This is a genomic window from Paenarthrobacter sp. 10L420 (assembly GCF_056395385.1).
The window spans coordinates 815285-832387 of record NZ_JBFTJK010000001.1; the positions used below are offsets into that span (position 1 = coordinate 815285).

General features: G+C 61.1%; 14 protein-coding genes. 7 read left to right on the plus strand and 7 right to left on the minus strand.

The features are described from left to right. Positions 1 to 8: 8 nt before the first annotated feature. From AC1DD5_RS03940 to AC1DD5_RS03965, 6 genes are read right to left on the minus strand one after another with little or no spacing between them, the layout of a single operon-like run. Positions 9 to 734, minus strand: a complete 726-nt coding sequence (locus tag AC1DD5_RS03940; protein ID WP_442017695.1) for a DUF4166 domain-containing protein — start codon at positions 732 to 734, stop codon at positions 9 to 11. Positions 735 to 745: 11 nt separating this feature from the next. Further along, positions 746 to 2038: a DUF58 domain-containing protein gene (locus AC1DD5_RS03945; RefSeq protein ID WP_442017719.1), complete on the minus strand. Its 1293-nt coding sequence runs from the start codon at positions 2036 to 2038 to the stop codon at positions 746 to 748. 52 nt (positions 2039 to 2090) lie between these two features. Next, the gene (locus tag AC1DD5_RS03950; protein WP_477518278.1) at positions 2091 to 3113 is read right to left on the minus strand and encodes an AAA family ATPase; all 1023 of its coding nucleotides are present in this window, start codon (positions 3111 to 3113) and stop codon (positions 2091 to 2093) included. Then, positions 3113 to 4306 carry a DUF4350 domain-containing protein gene (locus AC1DD5_RS03955; RefSeq protein WP_477518279.1) on the minus strand — a complete coding sequence of 398 codons (1194 nt, stop codon included), beginning with the start codon at positions 4304 to 4306 and terminating at the stop codon, positions 3113 to 3115. The genes AC1DD5_RS03950 and AC1DD5_RS03955 overlap by 1 nt, the downstream gene beginning before the upstream one ends. After that, entirely contained in the window at positions 4303 to 4995 is a 693-nt protein-coding gene (locus AC1DD5_RS03960) for a DUF4129 domain-containing protein (protein WP_477518280.1), read from the minus strand. The genes AC1DD5_RS03955 and AC1DD5_RS03960 overlap by 4 nt, the downstream gene beginning before the upstream one ends. Continuing rightward, the gene (locus tag AC1DD5_RS03965) at positions 4992 to 6062 is read right to left on the minus strand and encodes a DUF7847 domain-containing protein (RefSeq protein WP_477518281.1); all 1071 of its coding nucleotides are present in this window, start codon (positions 6060 to 6062) and stop codon (positions 4992 to 4994) included. The genes AC1DD5_RS03960 and AC1DD5_RS03965 overlap by 4 nt, the downstream gene beginning before the upstream one ends. Positions 6063 to 6534: 472 nt before the next feature. Between AC1DD5_RS03965 and mtrA the strand changes: the two genes are divergently transcribed. The 3 genes from mtrA (at position 6535) to AC1DD5_RS03980 (ending at position 10872) form a co-directional block, all read left to right on the plus strand. Continuing rightward, positions 6535 to 7209, plus strand: a complete 675-nt coding sequence (gene mtrA, locus AC1DD5_RS03970; protein ID WP_144649950.1) for an MtrAB system response regulator MtrA — start codon at positions 6535 to 6537, stop codon at positions 7207 to 7209. A gap of 169 nt (positions 7210 to 7378) precedes the next feature. Next, positions 7379 to 9157: an MtrAB system histidine kinase MtrB gene (gene mtrB, locus AC1DD5_RS03975; RefSeq protein ID WP_442017720.1), complete on the plus strand. Its 1779-nt coding sequence runs from the start codon at positions 7379 to 7381 to the stop codon at positions 9155 to 9157. After that, the gene (locus AC1DD5_RS03980; RefSeq protein ID WP_477518282.1) at positions 9154 to 10872 is read left to right on the plus strand and encodes an LpqB family beta-propeller domain-containing protein; all 1719 of its coding nucleotides are present in this window, start codon (positions 9154 to 9156) and stop codon (positions 10870 to 10872) included. The genes mtrB and AC1DD5_RS03980 overlap by 4 nt, the downstream gene beginning before the upstream one ends. A 289-nt stretch (positions 10873 to 11161) precedes the next feature. On the opposite strand, the gene AC1DD5_RS03985 is transcribed toward AC1DD5_RS03980, so the two are convergent. Continuing rightward, positions 11162 to 11524 carry a hypothetical protein gene (locus AC1DD5_RS03985; RefSeq protein ID WP_477518283.1) on the minus strand — a complete coding sequence of 121 codons (363 nt, stop codon included), beginning with the start codon at positions 11522 to 11524 and terminating at the stop codon, positions 11162 to 11164. A 225-nt stretch (positions 11525 to 11749) separates the two neighbouring features. On the opposite strand from AC1DD5_RS03985, the gene AC1DD5_RS03990 reads away from it, so the two are divergent. The 4 genes from AC1DD5_RS03990 to secA all read left to right on the plus strand — a co-directional run bounded on the left by AC1DD5_RS03990 (position 11750) and on the right by secA (position 16970). After that, positions 11750 to 11998 (plus strand): phosphoribosyltransferase family protein, encoded by a 249-nt coding sequence (locus AC1DD5_RS03990; protein WP_442003978.1) that lies wholly within the window; start codon positions 11750 to 11752, stop codon positions 11996 to 11998. Positions 11999 to 12141: 143 nt separating this feature from the next. Continuing rightward, entirely contained in the window at positions 12142 to 12870 is a 729-nt protein-coding gene (gene hpf, locus AC1DD5_RS03995; protein WP_477518284.1) for a ribosome hibernation-promoting factor, HPF/YfiA family, read from the plus strand. A 26-nt stretch (positions 12871 to 12896) separates the two neighbouring features. Then, a complete protein-coding gene (locus AC1DD5_RS04000) occupies positions 12897 to 14186 on the plus strand; it encodes a winged helix-turn-helix domain-containing protein (protein WP_477518285.1) in 1290 nt (429 codons plus the stop codon). 42 nt (positions 14187 to 14228) lie between these two features. Further along, complete coding sequence (gene secA, locus AC1DD5_RS04005; protein ID WP_477520667.1) at positions 14229 to 16970, plus strand: preprotein translocase subunit SecA; 2742 nt, start codon at positions 14229 to 14231, stop codon at positions 16968 to 16970. Positions 16971 to 17103: the final 133 nt, after the last annotated feature.

Sequence of the window (17103 nt, forward strand, 5' to 3'; positions counted from 1 at the left end):
CGAGGGGGTTAGATTCTCTTTTCCCAGCGATCCGGTTCCGCGTAGCGGGGGAGCGATGTGCCAGGGGCAGCCCCGGGTAGGTAGGGCGCCAACCGGTAATCGAAGCGGCCCGCATAGACAAGCACTACGCCGATCTGGGGTTGGATGACCTTGACCTGGATCCGGTGCTTGCCCTCGTTCTCGTCCCACCATTGCTCCGCGAAGGCCTTCGCGTCGAGCGCCGCCGGCAATGGAATGCGTAGTGGACCCAGGAAGAGCCGGCTCGCTTTCGACACTCCGCGTAGCCTGCCGATGGGCGTGACGCTGACATCGAGGTCGGTGACGAGGCGGCGGTAACGACCAACATGGTCCACTAAGCGGGTCGGCGAGGGCGTGTCGGAGCTGGTATGCGGCGTCGTGATAGCGCTCGTGGTGTCGTGGAACAACCGCGTCCCGGATGGGAAGTAGATTTCACGCCGTGCCGTGAGGGCTTGCCGGCCAAAGGGATCCACGTGGGCGTGGTTTTCAATGCGGAACGGAATGCCTTCACCGTATTCAGGGAAGAAGGCCTCTTCGCTTCCCGTCAAGGCCAGCAAAGGACGCAGCCATTTTTGCTGGCACCCCACGACGTCAAAGACCCCTTCGCCGATTCCATATGAGCCGGAGCCTGCCGCGAGGGAGAAGTACTCCTGGAGTTCGGGGGCCAGCTTGGTGAAATCATTGCCCAGGGCCAACCGGTAGATAGGTTCGTTCATTGGAATCCTTCCTAGAGCCGTCCGGCCGCTTTTAGCCGGATGTAGGTGTCAGCCAGCAGGGGAGGGACCTCAGAGGGTTCGGCGTCCACCACTTCAGCGCCGAGTTGCCGCAGTTGTTCTGTGACGGCAGCGCGTTCCAGGAGTGCGCGTTCCGCGGCGGCGGCACGGAAAACCTGGCTGGCGGTGGAACGTCCGGCTTTCATGGCTGCCAGCAAGGGGTCCCGGACAGATGCGACCACCACTACGTGCTGGCGGACCAGTTGGGCCACCATGGGAAGAAGGCCTTCCTCGGGGGCGCCGCCGTCGAGGGCTGTCAAAAGCACCACAAGAGAGCGGTGTGCCGAGACAGCCCGCACCTGGCCTGGGATCTGCTGCCAGTCCAGTTCGATGAGCTCGGCCTCCAACGTCGCCATGGCTTGAACGAGTTGGGCCAGGAGATTGCCTTTCGAAGCGGATTCGACCCTCGCGCGGAGCATCCGGTCGTAGGCGAGGAAGTCAACCCGATCCCCGCCCCGTTCCGCCAGAACCGCGAGCAGCAGCGCAGCCTCAATCCAAGTATCGAGCCTCGGCTCGTCGTCAATCCTGGCCGCTGCGGTTCGCGATGTGTCCAGAACGATCACAACCCGCCTGTCCCGTTCCGGACGCCAGGTACGCACCACCACAGATGTGCGACGTGCGGTTGCACGCCAGTCAATGGAACGAACGTCATCGCCACGAACGTAGTCCCGCAGGGAATCGAACTCCGTTCCCGCGCCCCGGATCTGCACAGCGGCCCTGCCATCAAGTTCGCGCAGCTTGCGTAGTTTCGATGGCAGATGCCGCTTGGAATGGAAGGGCGGGAGCACTCGAAGCCGCCCGGGAAGTGCCCTTGTTCGCTGCCGGGCAGCCAGCCGCAAGGGCCCATAGGAGCGGATCGTCACGTGTGGGCTCTCAAGATCCCCGCGGCGCCGTGGCACCAGGGACACCGTCATGCGGCGACGTTCGCCAGGTGGAACGTCCAGCGGCTGGGCTGGGTTAAGGGCTCCAGCGGAAGGTTGCCAACCATCCCGGACCATCGCCCGCAGCTTCCTGCCGCCCAGGTTGGTTACCGTGAGGACGGAATCAACGTGACTCTCCAAAGTGACGTTGCCCGGTTGCTGACGTACCAAGCCCAGTTTGGCTGGGGAAGCCGCCAGGACAAGGTCAAGGGTCAGGAACAGCAGCAGTCCGATAGCGACGAACAGCACCGTGCTCCACGCGGGAAACAGCAGCAACGGAACCAGCCCGGCAACTGCCAGCAACACAAAACGACCCGTGATGGCCATCAGGGCAACCTTGCCATTGCTGTCATTTGCATCATCTGCATCACCGGCAGAATCAACGAGGCACCGGAACGGACGCGAGGATGCTGCCCAGGACGTCGTCAACGTGGATGCCATCCATCTGGGCCTCAGGACGCAGGCCTACCCGGTGCCTGAGGCAAGGCAACGATAACGCTTTGACGTCGTCCGGCGTCACGAAGGGCCGCCCGGACAACCAGGCCCATGCCTTTGACGTGTTCAAAAGAGCAGTAGCGCCTCGAGGGGAGACGCCAAGCTGGAAGGACGGGGCTGACCTGGTGGCCCGGACTACATCCACGATGTAGGCCAGGATTTCCGGTGCCACAGTCACTTGCGCCACAGCCGCACGCGCGTTGGAAAGCTCGACGGCGCCAGCCACCGGCCGCACGCCGGCTGCGGCGAGGTTTCGGGGATCGAAGCCGCCCGCGTGCCGACGGATCACTTCGATTTCCTCGGCCCTGCCCGGCAAAGGCATGGTCAGTTTGAGGAGGAATCTGTCCAATTGGGCCTCGGGCAGGGGGTAGGTTCCTTCGTATTCGACAGGATTCTGGGTGGCTGCCACGATGAAGGGTGCCGGCAGCGGCCTGGACACGCCGTCTACGGAAACCTGGCGTTCCTCCATTGCTTCCAGGAGCGAGGCCTGCGTCTTGGGTGGCGTTCGGTTTATTTCATCGGCCAGCAGGATGTTCGTGAAAACAGGCCCTTCCCGGAAAGTGAATTCCGATGAATGCGAGTCATACACCAAGGAACCCGTGACGTCTCCGGGCATGAGATCCGGGGTGAACTGTACGCGCTTGGTTTCCAGGCTCAGGGCAGTTGACAACGCCCGGACCAACAGGGTCTTGGCGACTCCGGGCACACCTTCCAGCAGGACATGGCCGTCGCAGAGAAGGGCGATGAGCATCCCGGTCACTGTGGGATCCTGCCCCACCACGGCCTTCCCAACCTCGGTCCGGACGTTCAACAGGGACTGCCGGGCAGGATCCTCCACCCCCTGATGGGCCGCGCCTCCGGAGTATTGGTAGTTGCTGTCCGTATAGCTGTTCGGCTGGTTGCTCATCAGGCCGTCGCCTCCTGTTCGATTCGTTCGATCTGTTGTGCCCACTGCACCAGTTGTCCTTCTGTCTGCGGCTTGGAATCAATTAACGACCACCGGATCGCCGGTGCTTGCCGTCCAAGGCGCCGGGCCACGGCGTCGACGATGACTTCCGCGGTGGCGTCGGTCCCCAGATTGAAATGCTTGGCCAACCGGGCGAGGGTTCCTGCCCGCAAATTGTCGGCCGCGCGTTCAACGGCACGTGAATCCTGATAGAGACGTGCACGGCCTTCGGCCGTTTCGGCTGCCTTCACCACCACGGGAAGCGGTTCAAAGACCAACGGTCCCAAGCGTCGTCCGCGCCAGAGAATGGCAAGGATAGCTACGACACCCAGCCATGGGCCCGCAAACGCCAGCCATGCAGGTGCAAGTTCGTTCAGCGTCGGGGCGGATCTATCGGACGCTACATCCGTGAGGCCTGGTGTGTACCAGACCAAGTCGGGCGCGCCTCCCAAGGTCCGGATGGCCAATGCTGCGTTGCCTTCGGCAGCGAGGTGTTGGTTTTCCAGCAACTCAGTGCTCCCCAGCACCACCACGCGCCCATCCGCCGAGGCCACATAAAGACCAGGTCCATCGCTGCGGGTGGCGTAGCAAATTACGGGACCCAGGTAGACGGGTCCTTGTGCTGCAACGGCTCCCGCCCGCTCTGCGTCTTCCTGGCCGCAGCCAGGTTCAAGGATTTTCGTTGCTTCGGGAACCACTCCGCCGGGACGGATGCCCGGCTCAAGGCCGTTCAGCGTGCGTAGTCGTGGTGCGACCACCACTAACCGGTCGGCCTCGGACCTGAGATCTTCCAACTGCGACCTGTCCAGGAAACCGCGGGGGTCATAGAGCAGCACGGTGGTATGGGTGTCGTCGGAAATGGCTGTCAAGGTGTCTTCGAGGGTATCGGTGGGAGTTATGGCAACACCGTGGCGCCCCAGTATTTCGGCCAACGCCATGGCCCCGTCGGGAGCGGGATTACGGGTAGACAAGGCCCGGGAGTCGTTGGGCGCCGAGAACCGCTCCACTGCCAGGAACGTCACGAACGCGGCAAACACTACGCCCAGCGCAATCCAAACCAGGTGCTTTCGGAACCAACTCCACATGGCGCTGGTCCGCCGTGGAGGAGGAGTTCCTTCCTGCAAAGCTTCAGGCACCTGTTCCTGGAGGGTCATCGCGGCACCGCGAATCCCTGTTGGTACTGGCCGCTGAAGTCAGGTGTCAGGGCCAGGAGGTCTGTATCCAGCTTGCGCAGCTCGTCATAATCCGAGCGTGTCGCGGCCTGTTCTCCGTAGCGGACCGCATCAAACAGGCGGGCGGCATCAACAAGCCGGAGCTGGGCGGGAGCGAAGGCCTGGCCCAAGTGATTAGCGGCTTCATCGGCCGTCCGTCCAGCCCGCGCTTCAATAACATCGCGCTCCTCCGCGGAGCGCACCAAGGCCCGGAACTGATCGACGACGGCGGACGGCCAGTCGCCGTCGTCGGACGCGGCCAAAGCGCGCTTCCGATATGTGGCAGCGTCCACAACCGCGTCCTTGCCGTAAATGCCGGCAACGGAGGTTTTTCGCGTTGCATTCAGCCTGGGACGGACTACGAAGATAGCCACCACAATGAGTACCACAGCCAAGGCAATGATGAGGGGAACAGCGATGTTGCCGGCCGGGGAAGTTCCGTCCCCGTCCAGGGAGCTGAGCCAGTCCAGGAAATCGCGCCAAAGCTGGTCCAGCCAACTGGGCCGGGCTTGGGCATACTGCGCCTTGGATAGTTCCTCCTCGGCCCAACGACGTGCTTCGTCCCGGTCCGGACTCACCGGCGGCTCAGTGCCGGCCAAAGCGGTAATGACATGGAGTAAGGCTGGACTCATGCCTGCGGCCGGCGCCCGGGAGGAGTGCCTGGCCATTGCCCGCCGCCAGGGGGCCATGTGCTGCCCTGGAACTGCGGGGCAGGACCACCGGGGATTCCCTCCGGATCTGCACCACTTTCCATCAGGCGCATCAACTCCACGTCCAGCCCATCCCGACGCATTCGAAGATCCATATAGATGAGCGCGGACACCGATGTTTGGAAAGCGAAAGTCACAGACCCTACCAAAGCCCCAATTGCCATCGAGATCACAGTCGTGAGGACCAGGGTGGAGGCCACTGTCCCGGCGTCGGGGTGGGGGGAGACTACGGAGCCTATCGCGGTAGCAGCGAGAGACGCTGGAATCTGCACTATCTGGGCGATGATTCCCACCATGACGCTCACCAGCAGCGTTATGCCGAAGATGCGCCACCAATTGCTCTTGGTCAACTGCCAGGATCGCAGGAGTCCGTCATAGACGCCGATCCGTTCCACGACGATGGCGGCGGGGGCGAACATGAGCTTCAGTCCAATCCAGACAAAGACGACGATGGCCCCGAAGCCCAAGGGAAACACAATCAACAAGGCAGCCGGTCCCAAGGCCGTGAACAACAGCACGGCAATCCCGACGACGGCAGCTGCGGCCAGCAGTCCACCGAAAGTGAGCACGGCTGCTACTCCCAGGAGAGGCAGGATCCGCCCGGCAGCCAGCTTCCACATTTGACCGAAGCCCGTCCGCCGGTTGAGGACAGAACGGGAAACCGGAATGACCATGACGCCCTGGAGAACGGCGCCGAGAAAGCCGATCAACACGGAGACTCCCACCGAACCCGCCATGACGGCCACGAACGGGCCGAAGAACCCAGTCGCGTCCCCGCTGAAATCCGTCGCTTCCAACGAATCCATAAGCTCGTACATGGCGACGGTGACAACACCCAGGAGGGCAGCGGCAACGGCCTGGACGATCAGGGCTGAACCAAACATGGAGGCGGCATTCCGGCGTATGGTCTGGAAGGAGCCATCAAGCAGCTCCCCGAATTGCAGGGGCCTCAAGGGAATGACACCTGGCTTGGGTGGGGCAACGTACATTGGTTGGCCATAGGGCGGACCGCCGGGCGCTCCATAGTATGGACCGCCGGGCCCAGCCGCAGGCCATCCGCCCGCTGGTCCTGGTCCTGGTCCTGGTCCGGGCGGAGGGTAGCCCGGCCAATTGTTGGCGCCACCCTGTGGGTGTGACCATGTGGGTGGCCCACCCCACTGGGGCTGGTTGCCCCAGGCAGGCTGACCGCCCGGATATGGCTGCTGGCCGTGCTCTGGCTGTGACACGATTTCCTCCCCAAGAGACCCGGCCGCCGACATGCGACGTCCCCCACATTGGACCTTCGCCCCAAGCCTATAGTCCCGGTGTCCTCCCTCATAGCTTGAAGCCCTCACTGTCCTGGCCAGCGGAACTACGTCGAGCCAAGCGCGGACGTGCAGTACGGTGGAAGTGCCTTGGGGGACGCCATGCCGTGCGGCCGCCCAACAGGACAAAGGCTGGGCGATAAGGGAATATATAACTATGAAGGCACGCATTCTGGTAGTTGACGACGACGAAGCGCTCGCAGAGATGATTGGTATTGTCCTGCGCAATGATGGCTTCGAGCCGGTATTCTGCGCAGACGGCGGCCAGGCTCTTGAAGTGTTCCGTTCGTCCAAGCCCGATTTGGTCCTCTTGGATCTCATGCTTCCGGGTTCGGATGGCATCGAAGTTTGTCGGCAGATTCGTGGAGAATCGGACGTTCCCATCGTCATGCTCACCGCAAAATCGGACACCTCGGATGTTGTCCGCGGCCTTGAATCCGGTGCTGACGACTACGTGCCCAAGCCTTTTAAACCCGCTGAACTCGTGGCCCGAGTCCGTGCACGCCTTCGGCCGGGCGAACAAAAGGCGCCTGAAACCTTGCGGATTGCTGATGTAACCATCGACGTCGCCGGGCACCTGGTCACCCGCGGTGGAGAGCGAATCTCGCTTACACCGTTGGAGTTCGACCTCCTGGTAGCACTGGCCCGCAAGCCGTGGCAGGTCTTCACGCGCGAACTTTTGCTTGAACAGGTATGGGGATACCGCCATGCCGCGGACACCCGGCTGGTCAATGTCCACGTTCAGCGTTTGCGCTCCAAGATTGAACGGGATCCGGAAGCGCCCGAAGTTGTATTGACGGTGCGTGGTGTCGGGTATAAAGCAGGTTCCTGAGTCTCCCACCGGCAAGACCGGCACTACGGACAAGGACCAGCGGGCCGACAGTCCGGAGCAGCGGGCCCAGGAGCAGACCGCAGCCCAGGAACAGACCGCAGAGACTTCGGCGTCCGGGAATTCACCCTCCGCTCCCAGCGATCCAGTAAGAAGGAATCTTCCCTGGCTGATGTGGCGCGCCAGGATATGGACGCGACGTGGCCTGATTCTGGTTCTGAGGGTTTCCCGACTCGTCTCGATCGGTGTCCGGCAGATACGGCCAGGTCTTCGCTTCCTCTGGCGTTCTTTGCTGAGGCGGTGGCGCCGGTCTTTGGAGTTCAGGACCGTGCTGACGACTCTCCTGCTTGCCGTGACGTCTTTTGCGATCGTCGGAGCTTACCTTTCCAACCAGATCGCGAATAACCTGTTCCAGGAAAGGCTGGCCCAGGCGGAGTCGGAATCCCGCTACAACGTCAAACAGGTTCAGGACACCTTCGACGGCGCACAGGTTACTGATCAATCAAGCGTCATCACGTTGGTTTATGACACATTAACCGCCGTAGAGGGCCGGGGCTCTGTGATCCAGCGGCGCTACGTCTTTGAAGCAGTGCCGGAACAGACCAAACCCCGTAACCGCTGGGTTGAGTCGCGCGCCTCGGACCAGCTCACTGTCCGCGTCATCCCGCCGGAATTGCGAAAGGCTGTCCAGGAAGGCGGGAAGCAACAATTCTGGGCCTCCATGCAGTTCCCGGTCGGAAACGAGGACCGCCCGGGTATTGCTGTAGGAAACAAAGTGACCTTCAACGGCACTGCCTATGAGCTGTATTTGATCTATGACCTGAACACTGCCCAGAAGACCCTGGACGAAATCCAGAACGTGCTGTGGGCAGGTGGTGCGGCGCTGGTGCTCATGATCGGTGCCATCGCCTGGTACGTCACCCGCAACGTCGTCAGCCCTGTGAGCCACGCTGCCGTGGTGTCGGAAAAGCTGGCGGCAGGCCAACTCCAAGAGCGCATGGTGGTCAAAGGCGAGGATGAGGTAGCCAGGCTTGGTGCGTCGTTCAACCATATGGCCGCCAGCCTGCAGGAGCAGATCACGCAGTTGGCCACGTTGTCCCAAATGCAGCAAAGATTCGTCTCGGATGTTTCCCACGAACTTCGCACCCCCTTGACCACCGTTCGCATGGCTGCCGAGGTCCTTTACGACGCCCGTGAAGACTTTGATCCGATGAACAAACGCTCGGCCGAACTCCTCTATCACCAGGTGGAGCGGTTCCAGTCCTTGTTGTCGGATTTGCTGGAGATTTCGCGCTTCGATGCTGGGGCCGCCGTCTTGGACGCCGAACCCCAGGACATCTTCCAGGTGATTTCGCACGTCATGGAGGGTGCAGCACCCGTAGCCGCCGAATACGGCTCTGAGGTCCGCCTGAACGCCCGTCAGAAGAGCATCATTGTCGAAATGGACTCGCGCAGGATTGACCGGATCCTGAGGAACCTGCTTCTCAACGCCCTTGAGCACGGCGAAGGAAAGCCGATCCACATATCCGTGGCAGCAAACCATGACGCCGTGGCCGTGGCCGTGCGTGACCACGGAATTGGAATGAGCCAAGCGGAAGCTGCCAGGGTTTTCGACCGATTCTGGCGGGCTGACCCGGCACGCGCCCGTACCACTGGTGGCAGCGGACTGGGCTTGTCCATCGCCGCTGAGGACACCAAGCTGCACAACGGCTGGCTTCAGGCATGGGGCCGCAAAGGGGCGGGCTCAAACTTCAGGTTGACCTTGCCGCTCAAGCAGGGTGGAACCATCCTCAAGTCGCCACTTCAGCTGGAACCTGCGGACATCGAATTGCCCGGAGCCGGCAGCGAACGCCAGATGCTTGTCCTGGGTACGGGTTTTGGCGCTACAGAGGGCAAGTCCGACGTCGGAACGCCTCCTTTGGGTGACAAGGGAAAGGGCGATGCATCATGAGGGTCCTTGGCACCGCACGCAGACGGGCTGCCGTTGCCGTGCTGGCGGCGCTCATGGTCTTGCTGGCTTCATGCGCCCAGATTCCCCGCTCCGGCCCAGTGGGAAAAAGCCAGGATGAGGGAGCAGGAAACCCCAACGCCCCTGTATTCTTCCCCGCAGCACCGCGGGCGGGCTCCACACCTGAAGCCGTCATTGAGGATTTCTATATGGCCGGCAGCGGCTATGAGGACGACTATCCCGTAGCACGGCAATATCTGACCCAGGCCCAGGCCGTTACGTGGAAACCGGATAAGCGGGCCGTCGTGTTCCGCGGGGCGCACGTGGTCAAGACGGCCGTGGAGAATGAATACCTCTACGAGGTCGATCTTGCCTACACGGTGGATGCGGACGGAATAGCCACGCAGTTCCCACCTGGGACCAAGGAGACCATCCCCGTCTCGCTGGAGAAAGTGGAAGGGGAGTGGCGGATCTCCAAAGTTCCGGATGGTACTGCGATTCCGGAAGAGACGTTCAAAGTCATTTACGGCGCCTTCCCCATCTACTTCTATGACCCGACGTTCACGTATGCGGTGCCGGACTACCGATGGTTCATCAAGAAGAAGACTGTTAAATCCATGACCAGCGCCCTTCTTGCTGGGCCTGCGCCCTACTTGCGTGGGGCAGTGGTGAGCGCCTTTCCCTCTGGAATGAAGTTGGCCCGGGAATCTGTCCCGGTAGTTTCCGGAGCAGCCCAGGTGGATTTGTCAGCCAAGGAACTGTTCGACGCATCGGCAGAAGACCGCCAACGCATGCAGAACCAGCTGGCACTAACGTTCAGGGGGCAACCGGACGTCATTAATGTCCAGCTTCGCGCCGACCAGGACCTGGTCCGAGTCGAGGACAACGGGACAGTTCTACCGCCGGTTGTGGACAAGAATGTGCCTGCCCGCCAGATTGCGGTCAATAACGGCGACTTGGTCCGCTACGAGAACAATCGTGTTTCACCATTGCCCGACATCCAGTCGGTTGCAGGCCTTGGGCCCCATTCACCCGCCGAATCGCCTGTATCCCAAACCGTTGCCTTCCTCAACGGCGACAAAACCACCTTGTACTCCATCGAGCCGGGTCAACCGGCCCGCCAGTTGACCACCCGAAGCACGTTGACCGGGCCATCGTTCAGTCCTCATGATTGGGTTTGGACGGCGGGACCAGGCGCCAGCGGGAATACTGAGGTTGTGGCTTTCAAACCCACGGGCGTTGCCCCCGGAATGGCCATACCCACGGCGACCATCTCTCCCACGTGGCTGTCCGGACGGATCGTCAAGGATTTTCGGATCTCGCGCGAAGGCACCCGGGCCCTGGTGATATCCGAGGCGAACGGTAAATCAGTGGTTCAGGTGACGGGCATCGTCCGGAATGCAGACGGCGCGCCGAAGGATCTTACGGCTCCTGTCACTCTTTTCACCTCCACCTCGCCTGACCAGGGAGTGTGGGTCAACGGATCCACGGTTGCCGTCATGGCCAGTTCGGCGACGGCTACAGTGGTTCCGGAGTTGCTTTCCCTTACCTCGGGGGAGCCGCAGCAACTGGCACCCTGGGACGGCCTCATGAGCCTGAGCGCAGGGAACGGGTCAGAACAGATCTACGGCCAGTCCGCAGCGGGAATTTTCCAACGTGTCGGAAATGGTTGGGAGCTTCAGCTCAAGGGCCCAACGGAGCCGGCCTTCCCCGGCTGAGCCGGAGCGCCCTGGAGGCGCTGCCGCAACAAGACGGTGGTTGTTCACATAGCGGGTTCCAGGGCTGTCACCGGAACAAAAAGTGCTCAAGGCTACTAGCATGATCGTTTCCTTGAACAACCTTCCATCTGCCGTCAATTGTCCTGGATCTGCTCAACGTATCCGACGCCGGCTTGACCCGGATGTTGGTGCCCCGGACTCCTCAGGACCCCGGCGACGCGGAAAAGACAGGCGCTTGCTTGGGCGCCTGATCGCCAACCTGCAAGGGGCGTTGATGGAGTTGCTTGCACTACTGGTTCCCGTTGAATGCGTCTGCTGTGGTGCGGAAGATACCGTCCTGTGCAGGCATTGTGCCAAGCGGGTGCGTCAGCTTTGCAGGAAGCCCTTCAGGGCCGAACAGGAATCGCCTGCGTTGGTTGATGTGGATGGCACCGTAAAGCTGGGCGTGGTGGCCGCGGGGCCCTACAGGGATGAACTTTCGCAGTCCCTGTTGTCCTTCAAGAGCTTCGGCCAGAGGCGACTGGCTGAGGTGTTGGCGCCCTGCCTCGGAAACGCAGTTCGGCTGGCCACTGGTAACCAGCCAGGCTTTTGCGTTGTTCCTGTTCCCAGCAGTGCGAAGGCCTTCCGAAGCCGGGGTTTCAGCCCCGTACACGTTCTGCTCCACTGCATGAAGAGACGAGGGATGTTTTCCCGGTACCCGGGTTTTGATGCACTTGAGAAGACCGGGAGTCTCCTGGAAAACAGGGGGCTGGCCGCAACGTGCAAAGACCTGATTGGAAATGGCGTCAGAGCCATCCTTGGCGCGGAGGGGAGAGATGGTTCCACAGGCCAAAAAGGCCTCGGCAGGGGTGAGCGTGCCAGGCGTGTCCGGGGTTCCATGAGGGTTCGGCCCCGCTACAGGGAACAGATCCGTGGGCAAAGGTGCCTGATTGTGGACGATGTTCTCACCACTGGAGCCACGCTTGCGGAGGCTGCACGGGCAGTGTCTGCGGCCGGAGGGATAGTCTGCGGCGCCGTTGTTCTCGCGGCCACGAGGCCACCAGCCTACGCCTCGCACACCGCCGGAGACGAGCCCCGTGGTGGGGTTAAGACGCAAACAAAAAATAAGTGGCCAAAGGGTGAATAACTCGTGCCGATGAACTAACGTCGGTTGTGGGTACCAAGAACAGATGTACCTGTCGATAGCGGCTCGGAAAGGGGCTCGACTGTCCGTCAGACCAGCCCCCTACAGCGTCGTTGTCGTGTCACCTGAGTTATTTGGAGGGCACCATGGAGTTCATGATCAGCGGACGAAATCTGACAGTTTCTGACCGCTTTCGCGAATATGCCGGCGAGAAAATCTCAAAGATTGAATCGTTGGGGGACAAAGTCCAGCGAGTCGACGCCAAGGTTTCCAAGGAGACCAACCCCCGGCAAACGCCGGGACAGCTCACCGTTGAAGTGACAGTTCTGGGCCGAGGCCCCGTTATCCGTGCCGAGGCCACAGCCGCTGACAAATTTGCTGCCTTCGATCTTGCGTACAACAAGCTGCTTGAGCGGTTGCGTCGCGCAAAGGACAGGAAGAAGGTGCACCATGGGCGACACACGCCCAAGGCCGTTCGGGAAGCAACGGCCTCCCTTGAGCCCGCGAGTGCCAGCGAGCCAATTTACGTAGAGGCCAACAGCCACCAGGAGCCTGCACCGCAGGCCGATGTGCGGTCGCCCTACGAGATCGAGAACGACATTCCAGCGGGAGATTCACCCGTTTTGATCCGTCGGAAGGTTTTCCCTGCAGCATCCCTCACGCTCGATGATGCGGTGGACAACATGGAACTGGTGGGACACAACTTCTACCTGTTCCTGGATAAGGAAACCAATGCGCCCTCGGTTGTGTACCGGCGCAATGGCTGGACTTATGGTGTCATAACCCTGGACTCCACCTGCGAGCCCGGCGAGGAAGCCGTGGAGGAGAAGATCCACGCGTACCGCTCAGATGACCAGGCGGCCACCGCCAAGTAAGGCTTGATCGCCGTGAAAGGACTTCAATGACCGCTTCGCTGAGCCTGTCACAGGCACGGCGGATCGCATTGGCAGCCCAAGGATTGGCGAAAGTCCGGCCCGCCGGCCCCGTGACCTCACGGGCGGTGGGCCGGACCTTTGCCCAGATCCAGCTTGTCCAGATCGACTCCGTGAATGTGTTGGCCCGGAGCCACTATCTGCCATTCTTTTCCCGTTTGGGAAACTACGATCCGGCAATCCTTCACTCCATGGCAGGTAGAAACCCTCGCAAAATGATGGAGTACTGGGCACACGAAGCCAGCTATATCCGACCGGAGCATTTTCAGGATCTCCTTCTCTGGCAAAAGCGGGCGTGGGTGGGTGCTCATCACTTGGAGCCCACCGTGCGGATTGCCATGGAGGAACGAATCCTCGCGGCCCTGGAGGCTGGACCGCCGATGACGGCGTCTGCCTTGACTGCACAACTTGGGCACACAGGGGATGCTGAAAGCGTAAATTGGGGCTGGAACTGGAACACCGTGAAGCGCGTTCTGGAGCATCTGTTTGAAGAAGGCCGCGTTTCGGCAGCTTCGCGGACACCCCAATTCGAACGCCTCTACACACTTACTTCCAGGGTTCTGCCGGGTTCGGTGCACGGCGGGATGGATGCAGATGCCGCCCTTGACCGGCTCATGGATGCAGCCGCAATGGCACACGGCATCGGAACGGTCCGCTGTTTTGCCGACTACTTTCGGACGCCGATGAAGGCCGGGGCGGCGTCAGTACAGCGCCTTCTCCAAGCAGGCCGGCTGGAGCGCGTTTCCGTTCGCGGTTGGGACCGGGAAACCTACCGGCACGTCGAGGCCAGATTGCCACGCAGGGCCGAAGGCCGGGCCCTCCTGAGCCCTTTTGACTCGCTGGTCTTCGAGCGGCGGCGCCTCGAAGAGTTGTTCGGATTCCATTATCGGATTGAGATCTACACGCCCGCCGCAAAGCGCCGTTACGGCTACTATGTTTTGCCCTTCCTGCTCAGGGAAGGCATTGTGGCACGGGTCGATTTGAAGGCTGACAGGGCCGCAGGCCAACTCCTGGTTCGGTCCGCCTTTGGTGAGCCAGGAGCGCCACCGGATACCGCCGTCGAGCTTTCCGCCGAATTGTGGCTCTTGGCCCAATGGCTCGGCCTTCAGGAAGTTGTTGTGTGGCCCGTGGGGGATCTCTCGGAACCGCTCGCCGAGGCAGTGGGCCGGGGCACTGTCGGACGCTGTGAACCAGAGGGGCAAAGCAGTCCGCTCACAGGGGAACCGGATAACGTGGCGATACTCTCTCCCGTAGACTGAAACAGCCAGAATTCGGCAGCATGAGACTGGGAGCAATTTCACGTGGCATCACTAATCGAAAAACTTCTCCGCACGGGTGACAAGAAAACACTCAGGCAACTGCGGAACTATGCCGATTCCATCAATGCCCTGGAAGACTCTTTCAAGACGTTCTCTGACGCTGAACTTCGGGAGGAAACGGACCGTCTGCGCTCGCGGCACCAGGACGGCGAGACCTTGGACGCTCTCCTGCCGGAGGCGTTCGCTGCAGTCCGCGAGGCCTCATCCCGAACGCTGGGCATGCGGCACTTTGACGTGCAGCTCATGGGTGGTGCCGCCCTCCACCTGGGCAACATCGCCGAAATGAAAACCGGTGAAGGCAAGACCCTCGTGGCAACTGCACCGGCATACCTCAATGCCCTTACGGGCAAGGGCGTCCACGTGGTCACGGTGAATGATTACCTCGCCGAATACCAGTCCGAGCTTATGGGACGTGTCTACCGCTTCCTTGGCCTCACAAGCGGCTGTATCCTCTCCAACCAGGATCCGTCCGTGCGTCGGCAGCAGTACGCGGCAGACATCACCTACGGGACAAACAACGAATTCGGCTTCGACTATTTGCGCGACAACATGGCCTGGGACGCCAGTGAACTGGTCCAGCGCGGCCACAACTTCGCCATTGTGGATGAAGTTGACTCGATTCTGATTGATGAAGCGCGAACCCCCCTCATCATCTCCGGCCCGGCCCAAGGCGACACAAACCGCTGGTTCAGCGAATTCGCGAAGGTCGTACTCCGACTTCAACCAGAGGTTGACTACGAGGTCGACGAGAAGAAGCGGACTGTTGGTGTCTTGGAAGCCGGAATTGAAAAGGTGGAGGACTACCTCGGTATCCAGAACCTGTACGAATCGGCCAACACCCCACTCATTGGTTTCCTGAACAACGCCATCAAGGCGAAGGAACTCTTCAAGCGCGATAAGGATTACGTCATCCTCGACGGCGAGGTCCTGATTGTTGACGAGCACACAGGCCGTATCCTCGCCGGTCGACGATACAACGAAGGCATGCACCAGGCCATTGAGGCCAAGGAAAACGTCGAGATCAAGGCCGAAAACCAGACTCTGGCAACGGTAACGCTGCAGAACTACTTCCGCATGTATTCCAAGCTGTCCGGCATGACGGGTACGGCCGAGACCGAGGCAGCCGAGTTCATGAGCACGTACAAACTCGGCGTTGTGCCGATCCCCACAAACCGGGACATGCAGCGCATTGACCAGTCGGACCTCGTCTACAAGAACGAGATCGTCAAGTTTGACGCCGTCGTCAAGGACATCGCGGAACGCCACGAGAAGGGCCAGCCCGTACTGGTTGGCACCACCAGCGTTGAGAAGAGCGAGTATCTGTCCAAGCTGCTGGCGAAGGAAGGAATCCGCCACGAGGTTCTCAACGCCAAGAACCACGCGCGGGAAGCCTCCATCGTGGCTCAGGCCGGACGTAAGGGTGCTGTCACGGTAGCCACCAACATGGCAGGCCGCGGTACCGACATCATGCTTGGTGGCAACGCCGAATTCACCGCTATCGCAGATCTCGCCAAGAGGGGCCTGGATCCGGAGGAGAACTCGGAAGAGTATGAAGCAGCATGGCCGGAGGCACTCGCTGCGGCCAAGCAGGCGGTTAAGGACGAGCACGAGGAAGTACTGGACCTTGGCGGCCTCTACGTGCTGGGCACCGAGCGCCACGAATCCCGCCGGATTGATAATCAGTTGCGGGGCCGCTCCGGACGTCAGGGCGATCCCGGGGAATCCCGTTTCTACCTTTCACTGACCGATGACCTCATGAGGCTGTTCAATTCCGGTGCTGCCGAGCGGCTCATGAACAGTTCCGTGCCCGACGACGTCGCGCTGGAATCAAAGCTTGTCTCCCGTGCCATTGCCTCGGCTCAAGGTCAGGTGGAAGCCCGCAACGCGGAGCAGCGTAAGAACGTCCTCAAGTACGACGACGTCCTGAACCGCCAGCGTGAAGCGATCTACGGGGACCGTCGTCGGATCCTCGAAGGTGATGACCTGCACGAAAAGGTCCAGTTCTTCCTGGAAGACACCATCAACGCCCTTATTGACGCCGCTACGGCAGAAGGCAACGGCGATGACTGGGACTTCAACCAGCTCTGGTCCAACCTGAAGACGCTTTACCCGGCCACCGTAACTGCCCAGGAAATCATTGATGAGGCCGGCGGCAAGTCCAGGGTCACTGCCGAATTCCTCAAGGAAGAGATCCTCTCTGACGCGCGGCTGGTGTACCAGGCCCGTGAAGAAGCCATTGGCTCTGAAAGTATGCGGGAGCTCGAGCGCAGGGTGGTTCTCTCGGTGCTTGGGCGTAAATGGCAAGAGCACTTGTACGAGATGGACTACCTCAAAGAGGGCATCGGGCTGCGGGCCATGGCCCAACGGGATCCGCTGGTTGAGTACCAGCGCGAAGGCTTCGTGATGTTCCAAAGCATGATGGAAGCCATTCGCGAGGAAAGCATTGGCTTCCTCTACAACCTTGAAGTTGAGGTAACCCCCGCCGAAGATGTCGTTGTTGCCGACGATACTGTGGCAGGTGCACACACCGAGCACCACGATCCCCAGATCCGGGCTGCCGGTCTGGAGACACCCGAAAAGCCGGCCCAATTGCAGTACACAGCCCCAGGCGAGGACGGAGCGAGCCAGACCCGCATCGAAGGCCGCTCCTCGGGCCGATCCGGTAATCCTGCCAAGGCAGCCACCCAGGAGCAGCGCAAAACTGCCAAGAAGAAGCGACGCTGATCTAGTGCCTATGAAAACGGACCCCGGACACATGTCCGGGGTCTTTTTTCGTAGAGCCGCCTTCCCCGGTCGAGGCAACCTGCCTGGTTCAGGGGTGACTAGTCAATCACGGGTGCCTAGCCAATTGGGGTGA